This is a genomic window from Frankia sp. EI5c (assembly GCF_001636565.1).
Taxonomy (GTDB): Bacteria; Actinomycetota; Actinomycetes; order Frankiales; family Frankiaceae; genus Parafrankia.
In genome coordinates, this window is the sequence record NZ_LRTK01000018.1 from 25,683 (window position 1) to 51,008 (window position 25,326).

15 protein-coding genes and 6 pseudogenes are annotated in these 25,326 nt (G+C 74.0%); 8 read left to right on the forward strand and 13 right to left on the reverse strand.

Features of this window, described 5'->3' with window-relative positions; genetic code table 11:
- Position 1: 1 nt before the first annotated feature.
- The 5 genes and pseudogenes from UG55_RS10805 to UG55_RS35245 form a co-directional block, all read right to left on the reverse strand.
- Positions 2–669: pseudogene (locus UG55_RS10805) on the reverse strand (DsbA family protein); the annotation flags it as partial.
- The coding region (locus tag UG55_RS35230; RefSeq protein ID WP_304440400.1) for a MauE/DoxX family redox-associated membrane protein at positions 617–988 on the reverse strand (372 nt) is incomplete at its 5' end. The pseudogene UG55_RS10805 and the gene UG55_RS35230, both read right to left, overlap by 53 nt.
- 1 nt (position 989) lies before the next feature.
- Positions 990–1,210: pseudogene (locus UG55_RS35235) on the reverse strand (MauE/DoxX family redox-associated membrane protein); the annotation flags it as partial.
- Positions 1,207–1,535 (reverse strand): annotated as a pseudogene (locus UG55_RS35240) (SCO family protein); the annotation flags it as partial. The pseudogenes UG55_RS35235 and UG55_RS35240, both read right to left, overlap by 4 nt.
- Before the next feature lies 1 nt (position 1,536).
- A pseudogene (locus UG55_RS35245) lies at positions 1,537–2,505 on the reverse strand (SCO family protein); the annotation flags it as partial.
- Positions 2,506–3,344: 839 nt separating this feature from the next.
- Between UG55_RS35245 and UG55_RS10820 the strand changes: the two are divergent.
- Positions 3,345–3,743 carry a DUF3618 domain-containing protein gene (locus UG55_RS10820; protein WP_066066640.1) on the forward strand — a complete coding sequence of 133 codons (399 nt, stop codon included), beginning with the start codon at positions 3,345–3,347 and terminating at the stop codon, positions 3,741–3,743.
- A complete protein-coding gene (locus UG55_RS10825; RefSeq protein ID WP_083986660.1) occupies positions 3,740–4,408 on the forward strand; it encodes a histidine phosphatase family protein in 669 nt (222 codons plus the stop codon). Before UG55_RS10820 ends, UG55_RS10825 begins: the two co-directional genes overlap by 4 nt.
- An 83-nt stretch (positions 4,409–4,491) precedes the next feature.
- On the opposite strand, the pseudogene UG55_RS35250 reads toward UG55_RS10825, so the two are convergent.
- The 6 genes and pseudogenes from UG55_RS35250 to UG55_RS28425 all read right to left on the reverse strand — a co-directional run.
- Positions 4,492–4,665 (reverse strand): annotated as a pseudogene (locus tag UG55_RS35250) (UPF0104 family protein); the annotation flags it as partial.
- A gap of 1 nt (position 4,666) precedes the next feature.
- Positions 4,667–5,814 (reverse strand): annotated as a pseudogene (locus UG55_RS35255) (UPF0104 family protein); the annotation flags it as partial.
- Positions 5,815–6,072: 258 nt separating this feature from the next.
- Positions 6,073–6,525: an NUDIX hydrolase gene (locus tag UG55_RS10835; RefSeq protein WP_066066642.1), complete on the reverse strand. Its 453-nt coding sequence runs from the start codon at positions 6,523–6,525 to the stop codon at positions 6,073–6,075.
- A complete protein-coding gene (locus UG55_RS10840; protein ID WP_066066644.1) occupies positions 6,522–7,553 on the reverse strand; it encodes a tellurite resistance TerB family protein in 1,032 nt (343 codons plus the stop codon). The genes UG55_RS10835 and UG55_RS10840 overlap by 4 nt, the downstream gene beginning before the upstream one ends.
- Positions 7,554–7,743: 190 nt before the next feature.
- A complete protein-coding gene (locus UG55_RS10845; RefSeq protein WP_066066646.1) occupies positions 7,744–8,172 on the reverse strand; it encodes an ATP-binding protein in 429 nt (142 codons plus the stop codon).
- A 286-nt stretch (positions 8,173–8,458) separates the two neighbouring features.
- Complete coding sequence (locus UG55_RS28425; RefSeq protein WP_128422935.1) at positions 8,459–9,022, reverse strand: hypothetical protein; 564 nt, start codon at positions 9,020–9,022, stop codon at positions 8,459–8,461.
- A 994-nt stretch (positions 9,023–10,016) separates the two neighbouring features.
- Here UG55_RS28425 and UG55_RS28430 point away from each other — a divergent pair.
- On the forward strand, positions 10,017–10,457 hold the full coding sequence (locus tag UG55_RS28430; RefSeq protein WP_128422936.1) for a hypothetical protein: 441 nt from the start codon (positions 10,017–10,019) through the stop codon (positions 10,455–10,457).
- Between the two features lie 632 nt (positions 10,458–11,089).
- Here the strand turns inward: UG55_RS28430 and UG55_RS35260 are convergent.
- The coding region (locus UG55_RS35260; protein WP_242424145.1) for a hypothetical protein at positions 11,090–11,727 on the reverse strand (638 nt) is incomplete at its 5' end.
- A gap of 439 nt (positions 11,728–12,166) precedes the next feature.
- Here UG55_RS35260 and UG55_RS10860 point away from each other — a divergent pair.
- From UG55_RS10860 to UG55_RS45965, 3 genes are all read left to right on the forward strand, one after another.
- A complete protein-coding gene (locus tag UG55_RS10860; RefSeq protein WP_066066653.1) occupies positions 12,167–12,544 on the forward strand; it encodes a co-chaperone GroES in 378 nt (125 codons plus the stop codon).
- Between the two features lie 501 nt (positions 12,545–13,045).
- Positions 13,046–13,345 carry a DUF4193 family protein gene (locus UG55_RS10865; RefSeq protein ID WP_066066655.1) on the forward strand — a complete coding sequence of 100 codons (300 nt, stop codon included), beginning with the start codon at positions 13,046–13,048 and terminating at the stop codon, positions 13,343–13,345.
- A gap of 225 nt (positions 13,346–13,570) precedes the next feature.
- Entirely contained in the window at positions 13,571–17,686 is a 4,116-nt protein-coding gene (locus UG55_RS45965) for a LuxR C-terminal-related transcriptional regulator (RefSeq protein WP_304440401.1), read from the forward strand.
- 72 nt (positions 17,687–17,758) lie between these two features.
- On the opposite strand, the gene UG55_RS10875 is transcribed toward UG55_RS45965, so the two are convergent.
- On the reverse strand, positions 17,759–18,316 hold the full coding sequence (locus UG55_RS10875; protein WP_066066659.1) for a hypothetical protein: 558 nt from the start codon (positions 18,314–18,316) through the stop codon (positions 17,759–17,761).
- A gap of 446 nt (positions 18,317–18,762) precedes the next feature.
- Between UG55_RS10875 and UG55_RS10880 the strand changes: the two genes are divergently transcribed.
- Both UG55_RS10880 and UG55_RS35270 read left to right on the forward strand, forming a co-directional pair.
- The gene (locus tag UG55_RS10880) at positions 18,763–19,806 is read left to right on the forward strand and encodes a LuxR C-terminal-related transcriptional regulator (RefSeq protein WP_242424146.1); all 1,044 of its coding nucleotides are present in this window, start codon (positions 18,763–18,765) and stop codon (positions 19,804–19,806) included.
- Positions 19,807–21,952: 2,146 nt separating this feature from the next.
- Positions 21,953–25,326: beta-ketoacyl synthase N-terminal-like domain-containing protein (locus UG55_RS35270; protein ID WP_242424147.1), on the forward strand; the 3,374-nt coding region annotated here is incomplete at its 3' end.

Sequence of the window (25,326 nt, forward strand, 5' to 3'; positions counted from 1 at the left end):
NCGCCGGGAGGCGTCCTCGTCCACCTGCGCCACATAGCCGTCGTAGGTCCCGTCCCGCACCGCGTTGACGAAGGCGTCCGAGGTGAGGCCGACCGAAGCGCCCTTCTCGATCAGCGTCTCGGTCTTGTAGCCGCCGCTGTGCTCGACCGGCTGGTCCGCGAACAGGGCGTCGTGGAACGCCTGGAACTTGCCCTCGTCGGCGGCCGCCGCGGCGGCGTTCGCGGCGCGCTTCGACTCCGGCCCGAGGAACGACATGATGTGATAGTTGACCTTGACGTCACCGGAGTCGATGAGGTCGCCGATGGTCGAGCCGGTCAGCTTCTCCAGCGATCCGCAGGCGGGGCACTGGAAGTCCTCGTAGAGGTCGACGGTGACAGGTGCGTCGGCCTGCCCCACCACGATGGCGTGGTCCCGACCCGTCGCGGTCGCCGGCAGGACGACCGGCTTGGACTCCTCCCGCGAGTTCTGCACGGCGAAGCCGATGATTCCGGCCAGTACGAGCAGCCCGGCGACGATGGAACCGATGATGAGCTGCCGGCGGCGCCGTTCGGCGGCGGCCTCGGCCGCGCGGGCCGCCGCGATCCGTTCGCGCCGCGCCGCGGCGCTCACGCTCCCGCTACGGCCGCTCGCGGATGACGTCGGCGGCGTCTTCTTCGACTCTGAGGCCATCGGTGCTCCCGGGAGGGTCGTCCTCGTCGACGAGGGGCGGGTGGGAAGACGGGGTGAGGAGCCGGTCGACCGTGAGGAAACCGTCCGGCCACCTCGCCAGCAGCAGGCTGGCCAGCAGGAGCGCGCTGTCGCGCACGATCTCCTGGGTGTAGTGGGTCGGCGCCTGCGCCGTCAGATCGCCGCCGGTGGAGAAGCAGCCGCAGTCGATGCGCAGCCCACGGGCAGCCGCCGAGGCGATGGCGGCGATGTAGACCGCGAACAGCGCGGCGGACACCACGGCGCTCAGCCGGACGGTGAGCCCGACGATCAGCAGCACTCCNAGCGCGATCTCCACGAACGGGACCGCGTAGGCCACCGGGTCGACGAGAGCCTCGGGCAGGATGCGGAACGCGCGGACCGACCGCACCATCCCGTCGGGATCGTCGACCTTGAGCAGGCCGGCTGCGAGCCAGACCGCACCCAGCCCCAACCGCAGCGCGGTGGACGCCAGCCGGGGCAGGTGCCGGGTCCAGGCCCGGCCGGGGGCGGTCACGGTACTCACCCGGTACCCGCCAGGAGCAGCTCGGCGGCGGGCCTGCCGGCGACGGCGCCCGCCGGGGCCACCGAACCGCCGGCCGCCGAGGAGGTCCGCGTGGGCGTGCCCGCGGTGTTGTCCGCGGTGTTGTCCGCGGGGCCGAGGCGCTCGGCGGTCAGGACGGGAAGGTCCGCGATGTAGTCGGGGACGGACGTCCCGGCGAGGTAGAGCACGCGGGCTCGGGCGTCGCGGCCGAAGGCGATGACCTGGCTGCCGTGCGCCGCCAGCACGGACCCGTCGGCCTGGACCTTCGGTTCCTCCACCGTGACGCCGAGTGCCTCCGCCTCGGCCCNCACCTTCTCGAACGGCCCGCGGACGCCGATGAAGCTCTCGTCGAACCCCTTCAGCCAGCGACCGAGGACCTCGGCGGTGTCCCGCTCGGGGTCGGTGCTGACGAAGACGACGGAGACCTGGTCCCGCACGGACCGGTCGACCTCGTCCAGCGCCGCCGCGATGTCGGCCATGGTGGTCGGGCAGACATCCGGGCACATCGTGTAACCGAAGAAAAGCAGAGTGATCTTCCCTTGTGTTCGGGTGCGAAGGTCGAACGGGCGGCCCTCAAGGTCGGTCAGGCCGAGTGCCGGCTTCGCGAAGCGTTCGGTAGGGATAACGCCGTGTAGCCCTTCGTTGGTTCCACCGCCGTCGACGATCGTCACTCCGGTGCCGTCCCCGCCGTTGGAACAGGCCCCGAGTGTCGCGCCGAGGGTGAGCGCGAGTCCGGCGGCCAGAACAGCCGGAATCCGCCTGTGGCGGCGCAGAACGCGCACCGGCCGGGCGCCGGGAGCGGCGGCCGGGGCCGTGGGCTTGGGCGCGGCTGGGGGTGCGGATGTGGCTGGGGGCGCACTGCGGAAGGTGAACACCTGGCTCCTAGGGAGGGCGGTCGCGGGAACCGGCCGGTCTGCGGGTGTCTCGTCACCCCTGCGGCGGGGACGGGGCTCCGTGCGGCGGGGACGGGGTTCCGTGCGGCGGGGACGGAATTCCGCGCGGCGGGTACGCACGGAACCGCGGGTGCACGGGTGCACGGGTGCGCGGTGGACGCCGGCCGAGCGGGAGGCCGCTACCGGTGGTGCGCGCGCTCCGTGGCCAGACGGGCAGCGGGAGCCGGCCGACCTGCACCCGCCAAGACTAGGCGTTTCCCGTGGATCAAGGTCGGGTAGTTCGGGGCAGGTCGGGTAGTTCGGGGCAGCGGGCCGGGGGCTGGCCCGGTGGCAGTGGCTGGCCCGAGAGCGCGGTGGCAGAGGCCACCTGAGGCCGGGTGACATACCTGTCTGATCGGACGGGGCGCCCCGGGTGCCGAGTCGGAGTGCGAGGCCCGGCGAGCGACCGCCCCGGGCCGGTATCGGGACACCGCGCCCCAGCCCTTCCGACGTCCACCGCCCCGCCCGCGGGCACTCGGCCCGCGGCCATCCGGCCGCGGCACGGCCGCCGGGCCGCCGCGCCCGGCGGAACCCGCCGCAACGCCGCCACCAGGGCTTTCAGCGGGCGTACAGGCACCGCAACACCCCTAACCCACCCCACGCCGCCCGTCCGCGAGTGTTCGCCGACGGCGACTGAAGAGCTCCCTGTGTCTCCGCTCACCCCGGGGTTGCACCCCGTCCACCACCGGGGTTGTCAACATCTCTCCCGAAGAGACACCACGAGGTCTTCAGTCGCCGCATCGCCACTCGCACTCCCGTCCCCGGAATGCTGGCCGCCACTGTCAGATCACCGAACGCACCCGCCCGTCCCCGCTAGCTGGAGGCGGGCACCCGTCCTGGCTGCGGCCCGAGGCGGACGAAGGCGGTCAGCCGGGACGCCCCGCGGCGCGGCGCGGCCCGCCGGCCCGGCCCGCCGGCCCCGCCGGCCCGGCCCGCCGATCCGCCGATCAGGCCGTGCCGGGGCCACTTCACACCCGTTCGGTCCGCCGGTGATTCGGCTCCTCTGACCAGCGCGGCCCGGAGGATCCTCCGGGCGGGGACCGGCCTGGACCGGTGGCGAGGCCCGCCGCGCCGGGTACGACGCGTCGCTTTGCCGCGCCGGGGAGCGGCCGGTCTGGCACGATCGAGTCGGGTCGTCAGCCCGGCCCCGTCTACCCCGCACGAGAACCGAGAGGGCGACATCGGTGCCGCAGGATCCGGCCGTCATCCAGCGTCAGATCGAACAGACCCGCGCCGAGCTGGCCGAAACCATTGATGCCATCGCTGAGGCGGTCAGCCCGAAGCGCGTGGCGGAGCGTGCCAACGAGCAGGTCCGGGAGAAGGTCACCCAGCTGCGTCAGCGGCTCCTCCCGTCCGGCTCCGGCCCGTTCGGGTCAGGTGGCTCGGGCGGGGCCGGGCAGCCGGCGATCGCGGCCGCGCCGACCACCGACGCGGATGGCCCGCCGGTCGTGACGGCGCCACTGGCTGCCGGGGAGGGTTCCACCGAGATCGTGCGCACGGTCCGGTGGGACCGGGTGGCGCTGGCCTCCGCGGCGTTCCTGCTGGTCGCGGGACTGCGGCGGCGGCGGCGCCGGAGGCGTTGAGCCGCCCGGAGGCGGTGCGCGGCGTCCTCACCCTGATCCGCCATGGCGAGACGGAGTGGAGCCGGGCGGGCAGGCACACCGGACGAACCGACGTCCCGCTCACCGCGCGGGGAGAGCGGCAGGCCGCTGCTCTGCCGGCGCTGCTCGCCGGCCGGCGGTTCGCGCTGGTGGCCACGAGTCCGCGGCGGCGGGCGACACGCACCGCCGACCTGGCCGGCCTGTTCCCGGGCGGGGCCGCTGATCCGCGCTCCGGCGACGGCGTGGCCGGCGGCACCACCCGCCCGCAGGTGGCGGAGCGTGCCGTGTGGCCCGAGCTCGCCGAGTGGGACTACGGGGATTTCGAGGGCCTGACCACGCAGACCATCCGGGTGGACCGCCCAGGCTGGTCGGTGTTCAGCGGTGAGGTTCCCGGCGGGGAGGCCCTGGAGCAGGTCGGCCGACGTGCTGACCGCGTGCTGGGCCTCGTCCGGTCGTGGCTGGAGCGCGGCGACGTTGCGTTGGTGGGCCACAGCCACCTGTCCCGGGTGCTCATCGCACGGTGGTTGGGGCTGCCGCCAGCCGCCGGGGCCCATTTCGTGGTCTTTCCGGCGGCGGTCTCGGAGCTTGCCCATGAGCGCGAGACGCCGGTGCTGCGCCAGCTCAACCTGTCGGCGACAGCGGGCTGACCCGAACGGCGAACCGCGCGAACCGCGCGAACCGCGCGGTTCGCGCGGTTCGCCGTTCGCCGGTCTGATGTTTCAGATGCCGTTCAGAGATCACCGCGGCGGCGCAGGACGGCCAGCGCGGTCACTCCCGGGATGATCGGAAGCCAGTAGCTGATCAGGCGGAAGACCAGCACCGCGGCGACCATCGCGGGCCCGGCGCCGCCGGAGGCGGTCAGACCGATGACGAGCGCGGGCTCGATGGCGCCGACGTTGCCCGCNGTGGGCGCGGCACCGGCGACGGCGGAACCGACCAGGTAGACGGCCGTGATCGACGCGATGCCGAGCTCACCCTCGAAGGCCCAGACCGCGCTGGCGATCGCCACGATCTGGGCCAGCTTCGTTCCGGCGGTACCGGCCACGAGTACGGCGGTGCGGGCGGGCGATCGGGCGAGGGAGCACAGATGCCCGCGGAACACCCGCATGGCGGGCCGCGTCCTGGCCCGCACCCGCGGGTGCGCCACGGCGGAGCCGATGCCCACTCCGACCACCGCCAGCCCGGCCATGACCGGGCCGGCGCCGAACCCGTCCACGGTCATGCGGACGGGGGCGGTGACCGCCTCGCCGATGCCGGACTGGCGCAGGGTCCCGGCGACGAGCGCGAGACCGGCGAGGTGGACGAGGAACGCGGCGCCCTTGAGGGACGCGACCGCAGCGAGGGCGGCGGGCCGGTTCAGGCCGCGCCGCTCCAGGAAACGCAGATGTACGGCGATGGCGCCGATGCCGGCCGGCACCACCCTGTTTGCCGCCGCGGCGGCCAGTTGGCAGGCGGTGGCCACGCCCAGCCCCATCCGCAGCCCGCTGGCGGCCCGAACGCTCACTCCGTGCGCCACGTAGAAGGCGGCGGTGGCGAGCAGGCAGACACCGAGCCAGTGCCAGCGCGGCGCGGGGACGGCCGCGAGCGTGCCGAGGACGTCGTCGCGGAACCGGGTGGCCATGAGCGCCCCGACGACCGCGAGGAGCCCGCAGCCCACCAGCAGCCGCACCCGCGTGCTGCGCAGGAACGATCGTGGGCGGCGGAGGTCCAGGGCGATGGCCGCGGCGCCGGCCGCGTCCACCCCCCCGAACACCGCCGCGGGTGCGGGGTGTGGGCCGGAGTCCCGGTGCGGACCCGTGCCAGCCCCTCGGCCGTCGGGCGCTGACGGCGCGGTGGGTGTCGCCGTGCGTCCTGCCTGGCGGCCATGACCGGCGGGACCGCCGCGGCCGGGGACGGTGCGGTCACCGGGAGTGGTCACGCCGTGCTCTCCGGCTCGCCGATGGCGAGGCAGGGTGGGCCCGGGAACTCGTGGAGCCGTCGCGGCGTTGTCAACGTTCAACGCGACCGGGATCTCGATGTCTACCCCCTCCGGTCCTGAAGCCTCACGGTTCACGCTACGGCGCGTGCCTGAACGACGGCTGAACCTGTTTGCTGCAGGCCTGTCAGTACGACATCACAGCAGCCGTCGCGGGCTGGGCCACGGCGGCGGCTCCGGCCCGTTCCTGGCAGGTTCCTGTGCCGCCGCGGCACGTTTCAAACTCACTGTGACGTGCTGGTCTGCGGGGTGTGAAGTACCCGGGAGATGACGGTTGGATGGCCGCCGACGACCGCCGGGGCGTCCGGGGCGTGCTCGTGGGGGAGAGCGGTGAAATCAGGGAGTCGCCACGCTCGGGGGATACCCGGATCCCCCGTCGGTGTACCACTGCGGCTCGTGGTGCGTCAGCCACGACCCGATCACGTCACCGACACCGGCCGGGCGGAACTCGACCTGGTCGAGTTCGGACATCCGGACAGTTACCAGGTCGACGTCGTCCAGACGGCTGCCGAACTGCGCGAACCGGGGAACCGCGCCGGTGAAGAGCATCTCGACCCGGTGGCGGGCCGCCCCGCCGGCGCCGGTCCGCTCCAGCCCGCCGACGAAGTCCAGCGTGCGCACCTCGAAGCCGGCTGTGCGCCGCAGGACCCGGTGCAGAACCTGCTCGACCCCCTCACCGGGGGCGACCCGCTCACCCAGCAGGAAGCACCAGGGCTGGCCGCGGTGGCTGGCGACGACCACGCGCTCGCCGAGGGTCAGGAAGACGCTCGCCCGCAGCACCGCGGTCACTCGTCGACCGCCTGGACGGCGAGGGCTCCGCTGCTCAGACCCAACACCTCGGCGGCCTCCCGCACCACCCGGCGCTCGTCCGGGTCGTAGAACCCGTCGGCCCGGCCGACGACGGCTCCGAAGCGGAGGATCGCCCAGGAGCGGGTGGCGTCCCCGCGGACCTTGCCGACCTCACGCAGCGCCGCCCGCCGGCCGGCGGCGAGGTCGGTGCGCAGGCGGTGCACGTGCTCGTCGAAGAGACGTTCCAGGTCGGCCCGCGGGTAGTCCGCGAGCACGGCCTCGCCGTGGATCGACTCGACCATCGCGTCGCGCTCCTCGGGATCCACGCGGCCGTCCGCGACGGCGACCAGCGCGCAGATCGCCACCGCGGCGTCGCGGAAGCCCTCGCTGTGCAGATCGTCGCGGCGGGCGGCAAGCTGGGCGCGCAGGGCCCGTACCGACTGCCTCAGCGCCGTCCACCACGGCTCGGCGTCGGTGACGGCCCGGCCGTGCCAGGAAGGCCACCGGTCGGCCCACCAGGCCACCGCGGCCCGGCTGACCGCGGCGGGCTGGACGTCCGCCAGGCTGGCGCCCGACTCGACCTCGTGCGGCCGAAGCAGGAGCAGGCCCCGAGGGAGATCGTTTTCGCCCGGGTAGCTCGCCTCATCCAACGTGACGGCGTAGAGGACCGTCAGCACCTCGCGGCTCCCACTCCGGTTGCCCCGGACCTGGTTGCCGGGACGCCCGGGCCCGCCCGCCGGAGCCGGCTCGGCACGCTCGACGCAGCCCGCGAAGCGCAGCCGGCTGCCCGACCCCTGCCTGGATGCCGGGCCGGGCGGGCGCTGGTTCGAGCGGGGCTGGTTCGGGTCGGGCTGTTCCGGCAGCGTGGCCCGCAGCAGCCGACCGGCGGCAGCCAGAGCCGACTCGCCCGGCAGCGGGAAGCCCCCCGGGAAGCGGAGAGCACCGTCGTCCGAGGCGCGGACCACGAGACCACCGTCGAGTTCGACGAGCAGCGCGACGTCCACCACGGCCGATGTCGGTACCGACATACCGCCTCCCGTCGTGACGTCTGGCGGTCACCTGGATGCTGGTATGGGGCCATCATCTACTTCTCGGGGGGATTTTCGCCGCATTCTGGCTGGCTCGTGGCGCAGCGTCGTCAAAAGGGTGTGAGGTGCGTTCCGGCCACGGACCATCCGGCGCCCGAGCCCAGTGGTCCGGGCTGTGTCGCTTTCTGCCTCAGCGCGCGGGGCAGCCGATCGGGGCCGAGTCGGTCGACGGCAGCTCGAACCAGACCCGCTTGCCCACGCCGGCCGCGGGCGGATCGTCCACGACCCCCCAGTCGGCCGCGAGTGCGCTGACAAGCTGCATCCCGCGCCCGGACTCGTCGTCGTCCTGCGCCGCCCGCAGAACGGGCCGGAGCGGACTGCCGTCGATCACCGAGATCCGGATGAGATCCGAGCCGCACTCGACGGTGAGCCTGAGCACCTCCCGGGCGCCGACGAAGCGCACGGCATTGGTGACGATCTCACTTACCAGCAGCTTCGCGACCTCGGAAGCACTGCCGCAGCCCCACGCCGTGAGAAGGTCAGCGACCAGACCACGAGCCCTCCCGGCCGCTCGTGGGTCGGCGGGCAGGTCGAAGCCTGCGGTCAGCGCTTCGGCCACATAACACCTTCCGAGCGATCGTCCGTCTCCAGCCGGCGTCGCCACGGTAGGGCCGGCGTCGCCTTCCTGCCACCTCGGGGGGAACCTCAAACCTGCCTGACGTGGTCCTGACACTGCCCGGGCGCCCAGGCACAGCCTGGCCTGGTCGCCGCCCGCCGCGAGGATGACTCGCCGTGTCCACCCAGACCTGTCGCGGCGACGGTCACAGGTGCCCGGCTCCGTCTCTGTAGGCCCTACGTGATGTCGGCTGTGCTGGTGCTGGTGCCGCTCCGGGCTCTCTTCGCTGTCAGATCACGTCGATGCCGTCCAGAACCGAATCCTTGCGCGAGAGCCAGGCGCGGGCGACTGCTTCGACCTCGGCGTTCGTGGCCTGCTCCCCCGGGGGGCTCTGGGGTGGCCGCTGCCCAGGGCGGGCCGGTGACGGACCCGATCCGCCGCTGCCCGGGCCACCGAGGTCGGCCGGGCCGCGCGCCATATCCGGGCCCGGTCCGCCGCGCGTGCCCGCCGGGCGCGGGACGGGATCGCGGCCGACACCGGCCCAGGAGTCGTCGACGGAGATCGGACGGCGCTGCTCGGCTGCCTGGGCACTCCATGGCGACCCCTGCGGGCGCGGCTGATCCGGCCCCGCGTGCCGGCCGCGCGGGCGTCCCTGCTCGGGGGAGAGCCGCCCGGTCGGCGGCCGGGTACCCCGGTCGCCGCCGCGGACGATGTCCTGGTGCCGCGGTGCCGGCGGCCCCGCCGCCGCGGCGGCCTGACCGCGGGCCAGCTCGGCTGCCCGGGCGGCGGCGATACTCGCCGAGGTCATCTCGACCGGGCCGGAGATCGGGGGAGCCGGCCGTGACGCGGGCACGGAGGGGCGGTCCGCACCTCCCGCCGCGGCCGCTCGTGGGTCACCTGCCCGAGCCGGTGGGCGGGACTGCTCGGGCGAGCCCGGGCGCGGGATACCCGGCCGGTCCCGCTCCGGCCCGCGGTCCCCGGTCGGGAACTGCCCGGTGGGTGGCTGCCCGTTGGCCCCGGACCCGGTCGGGACCGGGCCGGTGAAGTGCTGTCCGTTGGGCAGCTGCGCGCCGGGAACCTGCCCGGTGTGGACCGGGCCGTTCGGACGACCCGTACCCGCCGCCGCGGGCGGGCGCAGAAACGGCGGCTGGCCGGTGCGGTCCGGTTGCCCGTCCCAACCCGTCGGCGGACCGGTGAAGACCGGCTGCCCCGGGTGGCTGGGCTGCCCCGGCCGACTCGGCTGGCCGGGCCGACTCGGCTGGCCGGGCTGGGACGGCTGGTCGGGCCGTGACACCTGCCCCGGCGGGGGGGCCTGCCCGGGACGAGCCGGCTCCGGAACCTGGCGTGGCTGACCCGGGTAACCGGGCGAGCTCCCGGGGTTCCCCGAGCCGGTGGACGGACCGGCCGCCGGGCGGTGAGCGGGCGGTGCCGCCGGACGCGAGAACGCCGGTGCCACCGGGCCGGTCGGGATCTGCCGTTCGCGCGGGTCCCGTGATCCTTCGGTGCCCTGCGGCGGCGGCCCGGCGTGGCGGCGCTCGGGACCGCCGTCACCGAACTGGGCCGCGGCCGGGCGCTGGAACCCGGGCTGCCTGGGACCGCGGCCGGTGTCCGGAGGAGAGACCGCCGGCCGCCCGGGCTGGTACTGCGGCTGGCCGGGCTGCGGCTGGCCCGGCTGATAGCCCGGCTGTGGTTGACCCGGCTGTGGTTGACCTGGCTGCGGCTGACCTGGCTGCGGCTGGCCCGGGTGGGTCTGGCCCGGCCCGGACTGGCCCGGGTGAGGCTGACCTGGCTGCTGCTGCTGCTGCTGCCGGCCGGGCGGTGGTGCCTGCCCCACCTGGTGCGCCCCGGTGGGAGCCGGCTCGAACAGGGATGGCCTGGTCGGCGCGGGCCCGGTCGGCGGGGCCGCCGCTGCTGCCGCCGCGGGCGGCACGGTTCCCGGCCGACGGATTCCCGCCAGCGGGTCGCCGAAGACGGGCCTGCGCGCGGGTCCGCCCGTTCCGCCGCTCTGGGGAGCCTCGCTCGCCGCTGCCGCCGTGGCGGCGGGCAGGGCACCCGTCTCGAAGCGGGACGGCGGCGTGGGCATCCGTTCCTGGGGCTGGTTCCCGGTGGAACGTGCCTCAGTCGGTGTCGCCGCCCGCCCGTCGCCGGAACGGGCCGGTGCGGCTGCCGGCATCGGGCGCGGGGGGACCTCGTCCTCGGTCGTCGCCAACTCGCCGGTGATGGCGATGATCGTGGCGCAGGGCCAGAGCCGATCACAGCTCAGGCACAGGTCAAACTCGTTAGCCTGATGGAGGCCTATCAAGGTGATCAGCGAATTGATGTGCTCAACGATCCGTGGTCCGGCGAGGACCGGACCGTTGGCGATCATCTCGAGTTCCGAGCGCAACTGACCGTGGTACTGCTCAACGTCGACTACGCGCGGGTCCTCCATCGAAGGCAGCATGCACCATTGCGGGCGGAAACGTGCGGNGGGCACCACCACAGCGGGTAACTGGTGACGTCATCATCACCCCACGCGTTCAGAGTCGGTGATGATTGGGTGAGCTGTGTGCGTTCCTCGCCACGTAATGCTGACCTCGGTGCGCCAGCCGTCCCGTTCCCTCACTCCGTGCCTTGGCGTCGGATGGGTAGCCATGGCCCGAACGGGTGACCTTGATTCGCCGCGCGGGATCGGCATCCGGCCAGATGTGCCTAGTCAGAGCGCTGAGCGCGGGTCGGCAGCGCCCGGCGATGGGCGCGAGGCGGGTGGAACACGCGCGCGGATGCCCCGAAGGTGCCACGGAACAGGCCATCAGAAACAGGGCATCAGGAACAGGAGCGTCAGAGCCAGCGTGTCGGCGACGGGGCGCGCGAGCGGCGCGGCCGGACTGTCCGAGTCCCCGCGGCAGGCGAGCGTCCTGCCGGTTCCTGCCGGTTCCGGTCAGGTGCGGTCGGGGCGTACCTCGCCGTCGCGGCGGACCTGGCGCATCAGCCCCTCCTGGAGGCGGGCGAACTCCTCGATGTAGGGGCTTTCGCCGCCACCCGGGCCGCTGGCCTCCTTACCGCCCTGCGAGCGGTCGAAGACGGGCTCGAAACCCGCGAACTGCCCGCCACTCTGGCCGGGCAGCCGGTCGCTCGGCGCGTCGAAGGCGGGGTAGTGCGTGCCGCCGGACGGCGGCGGGGGCGGCGGAGGCGGGGGGGTGCCCCGGTCGGACTGGCCGTCGTAGCCGGGCGGGCCGTAGGCCGGCAGGTTGGGGCCCGCGGACGAGCCTCGGTCGGAGCCGTTGTCGAAGGCCGGGTAGTGGGCGCCGTTCGACGCCGCCCGGTCGACCGGGGTGTCGTAGCCGAACCCGCCGCCAGCGGACCCGTTCCCGGGAGCGAGTGACAGCGGTGCCGGCCCGCGCAGGCCTTCGCTGGAGCCGAGCTCGGGCTGCTCGTTGCTCAGGAAGCCGTCCGCGGCCGGGTAGATCCGCGCGGAAAGGCTCACCGACATCGGGTCGCTGCCGTAGGTGATGACGTCGACCTGGTCCTCCGGGCCGATGCCTCCGCTTCTCGCGAGATCGACGAACCGGAACAGGTNGGCCCAGCGCAGCCCTTCAAGGTCCACACTGATTCTCAGCGCCATTGGTTTGCCCCATCCCTTGGTTCGTGCGTGTCGACCGCTGACCTGGCTTCCGACGCGGACGCTTCCGCTGGGTGCCGGGCTTCCCCCCCGGCGCGTCTGGCGGCATCCGGCCAGGAAGAGCCGGATGACGATGGGCGGCAGCTTATACCGCGTTGAGGTGGCTTTCCCCATCCGGGCTGGTTGGTATGCCCGTGTCCGTCGGTGGGGCAGCTGTCGGAGATTCGTTTGCCTGATCGAGGACCACCGGTGGAAGTCGGTGGCCGGCGCGGCCGCCGGTGCGGGCAGCCCGCGGTCAGCGGTGGGTTTCCCGGGGACCGGGCACCCGGGTGCGGGACGGGGCAATCGGACGCATCCGGTCGGCCGGGCCGTCGCGGGCGGGTAGGGTCCGAGCCTGTGAGCGTAGTTTCCGGCGATGTCAACGGTGTCGGGGGTGCTGCCGGCGTCGATGTGGCGAGCGGATCCCTGCCGATCCGCCTCCTGCACGACCGCGTGCTGGTGCGGCCCCGGGAGGATTCCGCGGACCGGCGTTCGAAGGCCGGCATCGTGATCCCCGCGACCGCGCAGATGGGCAAGCGGCTGGCCTGGGCGGACGTCGTCGCCGTCGGCACGGTCGTGCGCACGCTCCAGGTAGGTGACCGGGTGCTGTACGACCCCGAGGACCGCGCCGAGGTCGAGCTGCATTCGACGACCTACATCCTGATGCGTGAGCGGGATGTCCACGCGGTCGCCGCGGAACGTCTCGACGACGGGCTGACCGGGCTGTATCTCTGATCCGCTGACGCGTCTCCGCTCCGCCGGCAGCGTCGTCCCCGGCTGTGGGCGGGTGGCGTGGCCGGATCGTGTCCGTTCTGATGGCCGCGGGCTGTCCAGACCACCGAAGGGTGGCTGGGTACCGGGCCGGGGCCGCGGGCCCGGCGACGTCCGATCATGCCCGCGGGGCGGGCGCTTCCGGGCGCCGGTGAACCCGCTCGGACGGGGATGTGGCGGGAGTGACACCGCGCCGGAGCGTCCCTGCTTGGTCTGACGACTCTTTGGCCCGTATCCTTCGGGCGGCTTTGGAGATCCGCGTTCCGAACTGGTGGCCGTGGGTGCCAGCTGGGGGCATGGGGAATGCGGACAACCGCTGGGCGCCCACTTCTCTGGCCAGAGCCACTGCTTATTGTGATCAGCCGATGCCGTTCGGGTACCGTGCACGCTCGATCCCGTGGTTCGGATCGATGCCGGTGTCGACGCGACGCGGTCTGTCAGGACAAGGGAAAGGTAAGGAGAGGCATGGCTCGTGACTTCGACGCTCGGCGAAGCGCGGATGTCGAGGAGGACGAGCTCCAGGAGCAGAGCCTGGAGACGCTGAAAGCGCAGCGCGCGGGTGCCGCCGCCGACCTCGGTGACGACATGGACGCGCTGGAGGCCGAGCTGGATCTTCCGGACGCCGAGGTTCGGGACGAGGAGCTCTCGCTGCGGGTCCTGCCGCGGCAGGCCGACGAGTTCACCTGCACCAGTTGCTTTCTGGTGCAGCACCGCAGCCAGCTCGCCGACACGCGCCGGACGGTGTGCGCGGACTGCGCGGCATGACCGACCGGCGGTGCGGCGGCAGGGGCCGGAGACGGCAGCTGCCGGTTTCGCGACGCTGACCGGACGGTTCCGGGGGAGACCGGCGCTGACCGGTGCTTCCAGCGCTTCCGGAACCGTCCGCGTCCGTTCTGACCTCCCCCGGTTTCGTCCGTGACTGTTCGGGCCGACACCGCCACCACCGGTTGCTGAACACGGAGAGTGGCGGTACCACTTACCCTTGGCACGGTGAGTGGGGGTGATCACGTGGTGGGCGCGCATGGTGCGGAGGGCTCCTCGGCGAGCCCGCCGTCTTCGCCTGATCCGACCGGTGAGCTGCCCGAACTGCCCCAGCTGCCTGAGCTGCCTGAGCTGCCTGAGCTGCCTGAGCTGCCTGAGCTGCCTGAACTGCCCGAGCCGCCTGAGCCGCCTGAGCTGCCCGCGCTGGGCACGCGGCTGGTGCCGCCTCGACCGGTCGTCCCGTTCGTGTCGCGGCCGCGGCTGCTGGACCGGCTGGACACCGCTGTCGATCGCCCGCTGACCACGCTCTGCGCACCGGCCGGCACCGGCAAGACGATGCTGCTCGCGGAGTGGGCCAGGTCCGGTCGATCACCGCATCCGGTGGTCTGGCTCCGCGCCGACCCGGTGCTGGGACAGCGTTCCGGGCCCGCACCCGCCGCCCGTGGGCAGGGCCCGTGGGCGCGGCCCGCCGCCGGCCCGCGCGGTGCCACACCTGCGTCCGGTACGTCCGGTGCCAAGCCTGCGTCCGGTGCCACGGTGTCGCTGTGGGCGCAGATCCTGCGTGCGCTGGGTCGTGACGCCGCGTTGCCGGACGCGGACCGGCTGGCGCGGCTGGCGGCCGGCGGCACCGGGACCTGCCCCGAGCGGTTCCGGCGGGAGCTGGTCAACCACCTCGCGCAGCTGCCGGCGCCGGCCGTGCTCATTTTGGACGACGCCCACCTCGTCCACGACCCCGACGATCTCGCCGCACTCGAACTGCTGGCGGGGGAGGGGGAGGGGCGGCTGCGGCTGGTTCTGGCCGGCCGGGCACCGATCCTGCCCGTCCACCGCCTGCGGGTGGAGGGCAGGGTCACCGAGATCGGCGCGGCGGACCTCGCGTTCACCACCGCGGAGACGTCGATGCTGCTCGGCGCCCATGGCCTGCGGGCTCCCGCCAGCCTGGCGGCGACCCTGTGGGCGGAGACCGAGGGCTGGGCGGTGGGCCTGCGGCTGACCACGGCGAGCGCCGTGGCGGCTGGTCCGGACCGCCCGGCTGGCCCCGTCCCGCCCGCGGGGGCCGCGGGTCTGCCGCCGGAGCTCGACCCGTCCCGCGGGGCGCGGGTGGCCATCGCCGACTACCTGCACGCCGAGGTACTGGCGGACTATCCGGAACCCGTGCGCCGATTCCTGCTGCGGACCAGTCTGCTGGAGCGGCTCACCGCCCCGCTCGCCGAGGCGGTCGCGGCCATCGACTCCGCCGGGGGGCTCGAAACGCGGCCGTCCGCCGTGTCGACCGCGCCGGGAGGCCCCGCCGGTCAGCCGAGGGGTGGGGCGGTCCACCTGCTTCGCGAGCTCGCCCGCACCGGTGGCTTCCTCCTGCCCCTGCCCCTGCCCCTGCGCCTCGACTCCTCGGTGCCCGGCGGCCCCGCCGCGGCCGCCGGTGTCGGGCCGCCAGGCGGTGTCGGGCCGCAGGCTGGGAGCGGGGCCGCGCACGACTGGTACCGATACAACCGGATGTTCGCGCTGACACTGCGCGGTCTGCTGCTGCGCGACCCGGACGAGGATCCACACGAGCTCGACCTGCGGGCAGCCCTGTGGTTCGCGGCGAACGACAGCACCTCCGAGGCGGTCCGGCACGCGCTGCGCGCCGGGGACTGGTGGTACGTGGCCTGCCTGCTCGTCGACGGCCCGGCGCTGGTGGACGTCCTGTTCGCGGGTGCGCCCGAGCTGGGCGAGCTGATGGCCGGCCTGCCGGCTGGCGCGGCGGGCATGTCGCCCGAGTGCGATCTGGTTCTGGCGGTGGCCCAACTGCGGGCGGGCCGACTGGAGGCGGGGGCGGCGAGCCTGTCCTGCGCCCGGGCGCACCTGCCGGTGGTCCCGTCCGGGCAGGGCGCGAAACGTCGGCGGACGCTGGTGGACCGCATCGACATGGTTGAGGCGTATCGGGCCGAGCTCGCCGGCGAGCCCGCCGAGATGATCGTCGCCGCGCGGCGGCTGCTACGGGCCAGTTCCCTCGCGGCCGGGTGGCCGGGAGCGAACTCGCGTCCGGGAACCAGCGGGCACGCCGGCCGCACCCGCGCGTCGACCGCGCCCGGAGACGGCGGCGTCGTCGCCCACGGTGGTCCTGGTGGTCCTAGTGGCACCGGCGGTCCCGGTGACCGGGGCGGCGCGGCGGCGCGAGGTGCACCCGCCGCATTCGGAACGGTGCCCGAACTGGCAGGCACTGGTTCGCGCGGCGGACCTGGCACCCGGGGCGGGGCGGCGCCCGATGCCGGGAGAAGTTCTGCCCGGCCGGGACCGCACGTGGACGAGCGGGTGCGTGCGGTGGCGCTGTGCGCGCGGGGCCGCGGCGAACTGTGGCTGGGTCGGCTGTCGGTCGCCGCCGGTGTGCTGCGCGAAGGCGTCGCGACCGCCCGGCGGAGCGGCCTCCCCGGTGCGCAGCTGTCCTGCCTGGGTGCGCTCGCTTTGCAGTACGCCCTGCGTGGGCGGCTACGCCAGGCCGAGAGCCATCTGCGGCCCGTGATCGACGGGGCGGAGGCAGCTCTGGGTGGGCCGCGCACCGACCCCCGGGTCGCCGTGCCCGGCCTGGCCGAGGCCCAGCTGGCTGCTGCGATCGTGGCCCTGCAGCGCGGTGAGGTCGCCGCGGCCGAGCTGAGCCTCGGTGCCGCCCGGCTGGCGATCACCGCGGCCAGTCCCGCCTTCCTCGCCGAGCTCGTCATGCTCTGTGGCATCCGCCTGCGGCTGCTGCGCGGCACGCCCGACGAGGTGCGGGCGGCCCGGCGCCTGCTGGCCGCCGGCAGGCCCGACCGGATGCCGCCGCTGTGTGTGGCGGCGCGCCGCGCCGTCGAGGCGGACCTGCTTGTCGCGGCCGGGAACCCGGAGGCGGCGCGCCGGGCGCTGCTGCGTGACAGCGAGCGCGTGGCGCCCGATCCCCAGGTCCAGCTCGCGCTGGCGCGGGCCGCACTCGCCTGTGCCGATGTGCCCGCGGCGGAGGAGGTGCTCGCCCCGCTGCTGCGGGCTGACGACGGAGGCGCCGGCCTGGTCGCGGCGTGTGTGCTCGGTGCGGTGGCGGCTGCCCGCCGGGACGACCACGCCCGTGCTGGCGGGCTGTTGGCGCGGGCCGTCGCGCTCGCGGCCGACGAGGGCATGGTCGCCCCGTTCGTGACGGCCGGCGACGAGCTGTTGGGACTGATGGCCGCCCACCCCGAGCTGACCGACGGGCATCCCGGATTCGTCGCCGCGCTCGACCGCTCGCTGGCGGCGCGGTCGGTGGCCGCGGGAACGGCCCTGTCGCCGGAGCCGGAGCCGGGGTACTGGCGAGGGCCGGAACCGGGGCTGTCGCCGGTCCGGATGCCGGCCTCACGGTCCACTGCCGCGCGGAACGCAGGCGCTCGCGGCGCGTCAGCCGCGACGCCCGCGACGCCCGCGACGCCCGCGCGGGGTGCGAGGGCGGCCGCTTCGTCGGTGGCGGCCGACCCGCGTTCCGCGGGCGGGCCCTGGCCGGCCACGGTGCCCCGCCGGGCGGCGGGGGGCACTGCCGGCACCCGGCAGCCCGCCGGCGCCGGACCACCGGCCGGCGGCGCGCAGCCGGGTGAGACGCCGCGGCTGCCGGATGTGATCGTGCCCGCGCCGAGCGGCCCGCCGTCCGACCGGGAACCTGGAGCGGTTCCGGCGCGATGGCCGTCCCCACCCGCGGCCCCCAGCCCATGGAACGGGGTCGGGCCGGGCGGGGGCGGCGGGCCGGCGGCGACGCCCGGGGTTGCGACTCCGACCCCGGCCGGTTCCGCCGCTGTGGGCCATCCGACGCAGCGCGGAGCCGGCCGACCCCGGGCAGTCGCCGGGAGCCTCGGAGGGCATCCCGTACCCGCCCACGGTCTGGCGGAGGGCCTGGCCGGCCAGGCCCCGGGGACGCCTGGCCCGGGACAGGACCTGACGGGGCTGGCCGCCGTCTCCGACCGGCTCAGCGAACGCGAGCTCGCGGTGCTCAGCTACCTGCCGACCATGCTGACCACCGCGGAGATCGCGGCGGAGATGTTCGTGTCGGTGAACACGGTCAAGACCCACCTCAAGAGCATCTACCGCAAGCTGGACGTCGCCCGGCGCCGGGACGCCGTCCACCGTGCCCGGGCTCTGCACCTGCTGTGATCGCGCCTGCCGTGTCCGCACCTGCCGTGTCGGTGCCTGCCGAGACCGCACCTGATGTGACCGCCCGAGCGGCTATCTCCCGGGGCTGGTGGCCCGCGGGGTGACCTCGTCCGGCCAGCCGGCGTCGTCGAGATGCCAGCTGGCCCGAGGGGGCAGGTGGCTGTGGGTGGGGTGTGCGCCCGCCCGGTCGGCGGACCGGGCGCAGGCACCTTCGGGCCGGTCGGTGGGGCGGTCGCCCTCGGGTGGGCCCAGGTCGGTGGTGTCCTCCCAGCCCCGGGGGATGCCCGGACGGGGGTTGTGCCAGGAGTAGGTCCTGTCGGCCCCGGGCGGAAATGCAGCCGGGTCGTGATCTGCGCGTCGATCGGATTCCGCCGCGGGCCAGCAGTACCTCGCGGTGCCATCTTCCGAGGGGGGCGAGGCGGGGAGGGGCAATGTGCGCGCTACCCGGGCCGGTCGACGGCGACGCGCGGCGCGCACCCCACGGGCGATACAGACGGACAAGGTGGCCGTGCCGGTCCCCATGATGATCGATCCGAGCGTGTGCAGGTCGATGCCTGTCAACCGGTAGGACAACGCATAGCGGAGGGTGGCTCCCGCGGCGATCAGGAAGATCGAGAATCCGGTCGTCACACGCCTCACCTCGCATCGGCGCGCCTGCGATGCCCGCCAGAATGGTGACCTAACGTGATCAACGAAATGCGTTCGGTGAGAAAACTACCCTCTGTGTCGAACGTTTACACGCCTGCGACTGAAGGTGGAGGTGGTGACCGGACCGGGCCAATTCGAGGGCCGTTGCTGGCACCTTTGGGGGGCGGAGTCCTGCCGTTGTCGTTACGCCGCGTGCTCAGGCCGTGACGAAGGACGGTGGCCGGCGGGTAAATGACGCTTGAACTGAGGTTCATTACTCACATAAGCCAGTCAGGCTTATCAGGCGCCAGAAAGTAGGTGTCACGGGGTGGCATCTGGGTAGTCGCGGCCCTAGGCTTGCCGAACATGTCCACCTTGGCCGGAAATACGCCGGCTGATTCGCGACTACCGGCCAGTGACCTGGTGTCGGTCTGCCCCCGGAGGCATGTGTGACTGACCGAATGCTCAGCAACCCCGATGGTAGCCCCAGTGCCCATCCGGCCAGTGGCCGGCTTGCCGTGACGATGGACACATCGGCGGGGGTTGCCCGGCCGTCCGGCGTGCCGGCCACCCATCGGGCTCCCACCGCGAGGCACGCCCCGATCGCGGCGACGTCCGCGGTGGGCCACCCCGCGGCGCGCACCCGCCCCGGCGCCGTCGCGGCCGGCCTGCCCGGCCGTGCCGCGGTTCCGGCGCGCGGCCCGCAGGTACCCCGCGATCTGGCGCTGGGCGCCGCGGAACTCCGCGGCGTGCTGCGGGTCGTCGAGGACTGCGAGCGGGCCGCCTCGCTGCCCGCGTTCCGTGAGGCGGCGCTCGACGGCATGGCGCGCCATCTCGGCTACCGCCACTCGGCGTTCTTCCTCGGCTCGTCGCCGCAGGCGACCTTCCAGGACGCCCGCCCGACCGGCCGCGGCCTGGCGCTGCGGATGGCCGGCCCGTTCCTGGAGCGCTACCGCAGCCTTGAGGTCTTCAACGACCCGGAGAGCCTGCGGCTGATGTGGGAGCGCGGCCTGGTCACCCTGGACGAGATCGGCGTGCCCGACCGTCCCGAGGTGCGGCTGCGGCTGGAGCGCTTCCTGCGCGCCCACGGGATCCACGCGAAGCTGCTGATCAGGCTCGCGGGTTCGAGTGGTGTCGGTGCTGTGGTCTCCCTGCTCGACCCCCGGCCGGGTGCGTTCGGGCCGCGGGACCGGGCCGTCGGCGCGGTCCTGGCCCGTCACCTGGGCAACCTGCTGCGCTTCTACATCAGGGTGAACCCGGGCCCGGCGGTGACGGCCAAGCTGTCCGCCCGTGAGCGCGACGTCGTCCGGCTGGTCGCGGAAGGCCAGTCGAACCGGCAGGTCGCCGAGGCGCTCTGCATCAGCATCGACACGGTCAAGCACCATCTCACCCACGCGCTGGTGGCCACGGGCTGCTCGAACCGCACGCAGCTCGCGCTCGCCTGGCAGCGTGAGATGGGCTCGATGCCGGCACCGGGCCTGCCCCGGCTGTAGACGGGTTCTCAGGGCCACCGGTGCCCTGGTTCCCGGCTGCGGGGTTCCCGGCTTCCGGATTCCCGGATCCAGTGACCCGATGCCCCCGGCTGGTGGGAGGTGCCCGCCCGGTGCCGACCGCCGGTCTCGCCGTCCCCGGTTTCTCCCAGCACCCCCCGCTCGAGAACATCGGCTTGTCAGACGCCTGACCCGCGCCACCGAGGTGGCGCCGCCCGGCCAGCACCGTGCCGGTGGCGCCGCCTGGATAGCACCGCCCGGCCAGCGCCCAGGTCTGGCCGGCCTGTGGCCGGACCCGCCGTGGTCCGGCCATGCCGGACTGCCGAGAGATCGGCGGTTCTGTCGCCCGTACATCCGGATCGCGCCCGCGCACGCCCCGCGGGCCGCCGCCAGGGTGGCCGCGCGTTCGTCGCGTCGGGCCTGCGCCTTCTGTCGCCAGGCCCGACGCGGCGGTCAGCCCACCCATGATCGACCCGCTCGTGATCAGGCTGACCGGTGGTCAGCTGGTTCCGTGGCCGGCCGGCCGGCCCGAGCCCGCCCGTTCTGACCGTGCGGGCGGCGGAGGCGGTCCCGGTCGGCCCGCGCGAGGAGCGCGGAACCGAGTAGGTTGGTCGTCCGTTGTGCTTTCTGTCGTGCACCCACGTCCAGGGCTCACCGGGGCATTCGCCGTGATCCCGCGCCTGTGCGTACTTGCCCCACCGTCGCCGGGTGGCCCCCGTCGGCGGGCAGGGTGCACCCCGACGGCAGGATCGCGCCGGCCGGCATCGCGACCGGCCGGCGGAACGCGCGGCGCCGCGCGGCAGGCTGTGACCCCCTGACCGCTGCCGGCCGAGCCGGGCCCGCTCTGGCGTGGCGCATGCGCCGCCGCTGCCGCCGTGGCCGAGATGATGCCCTCCCGGCGGGTGACGTTGTCGTCGCCGCTGCCCCTCGTCGCCGGATGGCCCCGCGCCGCGTGCGAGCGAGCCCCGTGCGATCAAGCCGCGTGCGCTGAATCCGCCCCCCTGATCCCCGGGCGGAACATCCATCCGAACGTCAGCACTGGTTCTACCAGTGGACGGTATCTAGTTACTTCGGGTGGTCCGATCGTACCGTCTTCGTTGCTTCACCGCTCTCACGGCGAGTGCGGAGGATCGTTGTGCCCAATGGCGGATCCTGGTTTCGGCCGTGCTGCGGCAATGCCATGAACAGGGCATTTATCGAACCAGTGCGGTGGTTGGGAGTTGCGGTCGCAGAAAAGTCACGCGCCTGTGCTTGCGGCTCCGGCCGGGCAGTGACTAGGTTGAACGGGCCATAGTGCCGTGTGCTCGGGGGGCAGAAGAGACGAGTCCGCTGACAGTGCTTCCGTCCGGTCCATGGCCGGCATCGGGGCGCTGTTCCGGTAGGGACCGGAGGAACGCCTGGATGAATGCCATGTCGTGGCGGAACGACGCGATCCGCGGTCGCGNGCCCGGTGCCCGGCCGGAGAAAGACACGTCGGTTCTTCCGGTCTGGTGCGGCTGCCGACCTTCCACGCCTTGTCAGTGCCAGGTATCAGACCGTGTTAACAACGGAAAGCAGTCGGGACTCCGGTGTAATCGGTGGCACTCTCCATCCGCGGATGATGTCGTCGCGGTGAACAGGATGACTTCGCCCGCTGTCGGCGTGGGTGTGGCGGGCCGGGACCACCGGGTCCCTCCGGCCGCCCCGCAGACCGGTGAACGCGGGTCCCCCAGCGCCGGGCAGGTCGCTGACCAGCCAGATCACCGGGTCGTTTCGCGATGGCACCTAGGTGGGGAGACGCGGCGCGGGCGGGCTAGGATTTCGCGCACGTTCGTTGCCGTAGGTGAGCCGATTGGACCGGACTGCCGTCATGGCGACCGAATGGTCGCCGTCAACGCCGTGTTCGTCCCGGTTGTCGCCGCTGTACCTCACCTGGAGCCGCACCTGTCTGATACGCCGATCGCCCAGCCGGTGCCGGGCTCGGAGCGGCACGAGGCAGGCGACTTCGTGGTGGGCCGGCTATGACGGCATCACTCATGGTTCTTCGTCGCGTGCCGACTGTGCCCGGGCGAAGCTGGCGTCGGCGCGCCGACTGCGTCCGCCCCCCGCTGACAGCAACTGACCCCGGTAGTCGTCGTGCGCGGCGGTGCCAGGCCAGGAGGAACAACCGATGAGCAGCGCAGCGAGCGCGTACGCCCGCACCGAGCCCACGGATCTGCCGGAACGGGATCTGGTCGTCATTGTCAGCCCGTTCGGGGAACCCGCCCCGCATCTGGTCGCCGCGGCCGGGCACGCCGGGGGACTGGGAATTCTCGACCTCGGTCTCGACGCGGCCCGGGGTCGCGCGGCGCTGCGGCAGGCCGGTGCCTGGTCGCCCGGGCCGTTCGGCGTTCGGGTGGCCGAGGGCTGCCCGCTGGGCGCCGGGGAGCTTTCCGAGCTGCCCGGACTGGTCGACACGGTGCTGCTCGGGGTGGACTCACCCTGGAGCGTCGCGGACGCATCCCGTGACGGGCGGCGGGTGCTCGTTGAGGTGCTCTCGGTTCCCGATGCGCTGCGTGCGCTCGCCGACGGCGCCGACGGCCTGGTCGCCCGTGGCAACGAGGCCGGCGGACGGGTCGGTGACCTCACGACCTTCACTCTCCTACAGCATCTGATCGCCGCGAAGCCGACACGGCGAGACGGGACTGTTGCCCCGGTGTGGGCCGCCGGCGGGCTCGGTCCGGTGACGGCGGCCGCTGCCGTCGCCGGCGGTGCGGCCGGGGTCGTCCTCGACTCGCAACTGGCGCTCGTACGCGAGATGGAGCTGCCGGCCGACGTCGCGCGGGCCGTCCGTGCGATGGACGGCAGCGAGACGGCGCTGATCGACGGCCACCGGGTCTACGTCCGGCCGGATCTGCCGGTTGCCGGGCTGGTGGGCTGGGCGGCGCCCGCCCAGGCCGGAGCGCCGGTGCCCGACGAGCCGGAGACGGACTTCCTGGACACCGGGGGCGAACGGGCTTCGGACGGCGCGCTGACCGCGGGCGTCACCGCCACCGTGGCCGGGGGCTCCGCCGTGGCCGGGGGCTCCGCTGCGGCCGGGCCGATCGCGGGGCGGTTCGGGTGCCGTGACCTGCGGACCCAGCTGTTGCCGGTCGGCCAGGACGGTGCCTTCGCCGCCGATCTCGCCGACCGCTACGGGTCGGCGACCGTGGTGGTGCGCGAGGTGCGGGCCGGGATCCGCGCCGCCCTGGCCTCGGCCGCCCAGCACCGCCCGCTGGCCGCCGGTTCCCCCTTCGCCACCGCCAGGGGGCTGCGCCACCCGGTCGCACAGGGGCCGATGACGCGGGTCAGCGACCGCGCGAACTTCGCGCTCTCGGTCGCCCGGGCGGGCGGGCTGCCGTTCCTGGCGCTGTCCCTGATGAGTGGAGACGAGGCCCGCGCGCTGCTGGCGGAGACCGCCGGCCTTCTCGGCGACCTTCCCTGGGGAGTCGGCGTCCTCGGCTTCGCGCCGCCGGAGATCCGCGCCGCGCAGCTCGACGCGGTACACGCGGTTCGCCCGCCCTGCGCGCTGATCGCCGGCGGCCGGCCGTCCCAGGCGACTCCGCTGGAGGCCGTGGGAATCGACACCTTCCTGCATGTCCCGTCACCGGGTCTGCTGGAGCGGTTTCTCGCGGACGGCGCACGCAGGTTCGTCTTCGAGGGGCGTGAGTGCGGCGGCCATGTCGGGCCGCGGGCGAGCTTCCCGCTCTGGGAGGCGCAGATCTCCGGGCTGCTGGCGTTCGCCCGGCGCGCGCAGGACGGCCCGGAGTCGCTGCGGGACGTGGATGTGCTGTTCGCCGGCGGGATCCACGACGCCACCTCGGCCGCGATGGTCGCCGCGGCGGCGGCCCCGCTGGTCGAACGGGGTGCCCGGGTCGGAGTGCTCATGGGCACCGCGTACCTGTTCACCGAGGAGGCCGTCGCCGACGGCGCGATCATGCCGGGCTTCCAGGAGGCGGCGCTCGCCGCCTCCCGCACGGTGTTGCTGGAGACCTCTCCGGGGCACGCGACGCGTTGCGTGGAGTCCGACTATGTGCGCGACTTCCTGCGCCGCCGGGACGAACTGACCGCGGCCGGCGTCCCGCGCAAGCAGATGTGGGCCGAGCTGGAGCAGCTCAACCTCGGTCGCCTCCGGATCGCCAGTCGGGGTGTCCGGCGGGAGGGTTCGGAACTGGTGGCGGTCGGGCCGCGGGAGCAGGCCACCGACGGGATGTTCATGATCGGCCAGGTCGCGGGTCTGCGTGCGGAGCGCACGACGCTCAGCCAACTGCACGCCGAGGTCACGGACGGCGCGACGGCTCACCTCGCCGCGCGGGTGGGCGAGCTGGCGGTGCCGGTGGATGTCCCGCTGCCGGCCGTCCCGGTCGACGATCGACTCGGCGGCGAGGCCACCGCCCGCGGCGGCAACCGGGCCGACGACCGGGCCGACGGCCAGGCTCACGGCCAGGCTGACGGTGGTGAAACCGGTGCCGACGGGCAGCCGGCGCGGGCCGCTCGCTCGGTCGCGGCCGTGCGTGAGTCCGCGCGTCCGCTCGACATCGCGATCGTCGGCATGTCCGCGGTGTTTCCCCGCGCCGCCGACGAGAAGGACTTCTGGGCCAACGTCGTGGCGGGTGTGGACGCGATAACCGAGGTGTCGCCGGACCGCTGGGATGCCGACCTCTATTACGACCCCGACTCCGTACTGAAGGACGCCGGCCGGCGGACCCCGTCGAAATGGGGCGGTTTCCTGCCGCGGATCCCGTTCGACGCCCTCGCGTACGGGATTCCGCCGCGCTCGCTGCGCAGTATCGATCCGGGGCAGCTGCTGGCGCTCGAGGTCTCCGCCAGGGCGCTGCGGGACGCCGGATACGACCGCCGCGAGTTCGACCGGCGGCGCGCGTCCGTCGTGTTCGGCGCGGAATCGGGCTCCGATCTCTCCACCGCCTACGGTTTCCGTTCCGCGCACCGGGCCTGGGTCGGCGAGCTGCCCGCGGAACTGGAGGAGCTCCTTCCCGATCTGGACGAGGACTCCTTTCCCGGGCTGCTGGCGAACGTCATAGCCGGCCGGGTCGCCAACCGCCTGGACCTCGGCGGTCTCAACTTCACCGTGGACGCCGCCTGCGCGTCCTCGCTCGCGGCGTTGGACGCGGCCTGCAAGGAACTCGCGGCGGGCTCCTCGGACCTGGTGCTGTGCGGCGGCGTCGACACGCATTCCGCCGTGCACGACTTCCTGCTCTTCTCTTCGGTGCACGCGCTGTCCCCGGGCGGGCGTTGCCGCAGTTTCGCCGCCGGTGCCGACGGTACGAGCCTCGGCGAGGGCGTCGCGGTGGTCGTCCTGAAGCGGCTGGCGGACGCGCAGCGCGACGGTGACCGGATCCGCGCCGTCATCCGGGCAGTCGCCGGTTCCTCCGACGGCCGCGCGCTCGGGCTGACGGCGCCGCGCAAGGCCGGGCAGGTGCTGGCGCTGGAGCGGGCCTACTCGTGGGCGGGCGTCTCGCCCTCCGAAGTCGGCCTGCTGGAGGCGCACGCCACCGGGACGGTCGT

Excerpts from the sequence above, each read along its gene's own strand:
- UG55_RS10840 (WP_066066644.1), bottom strand. The coding sequence starts at position 7,553 with ATGTCGGTACCGACATCGGCCGTGGTGGACGTCGCGCTGCTCGTCGAA.
- UG55_RS10865 (WP_066066655.1), top strand. The coding sequence starts at position 13,046 with ATGGCTCGTGACTTCGACGCTCGGCGAAGCGCGGATGTCGAGGAGGAC.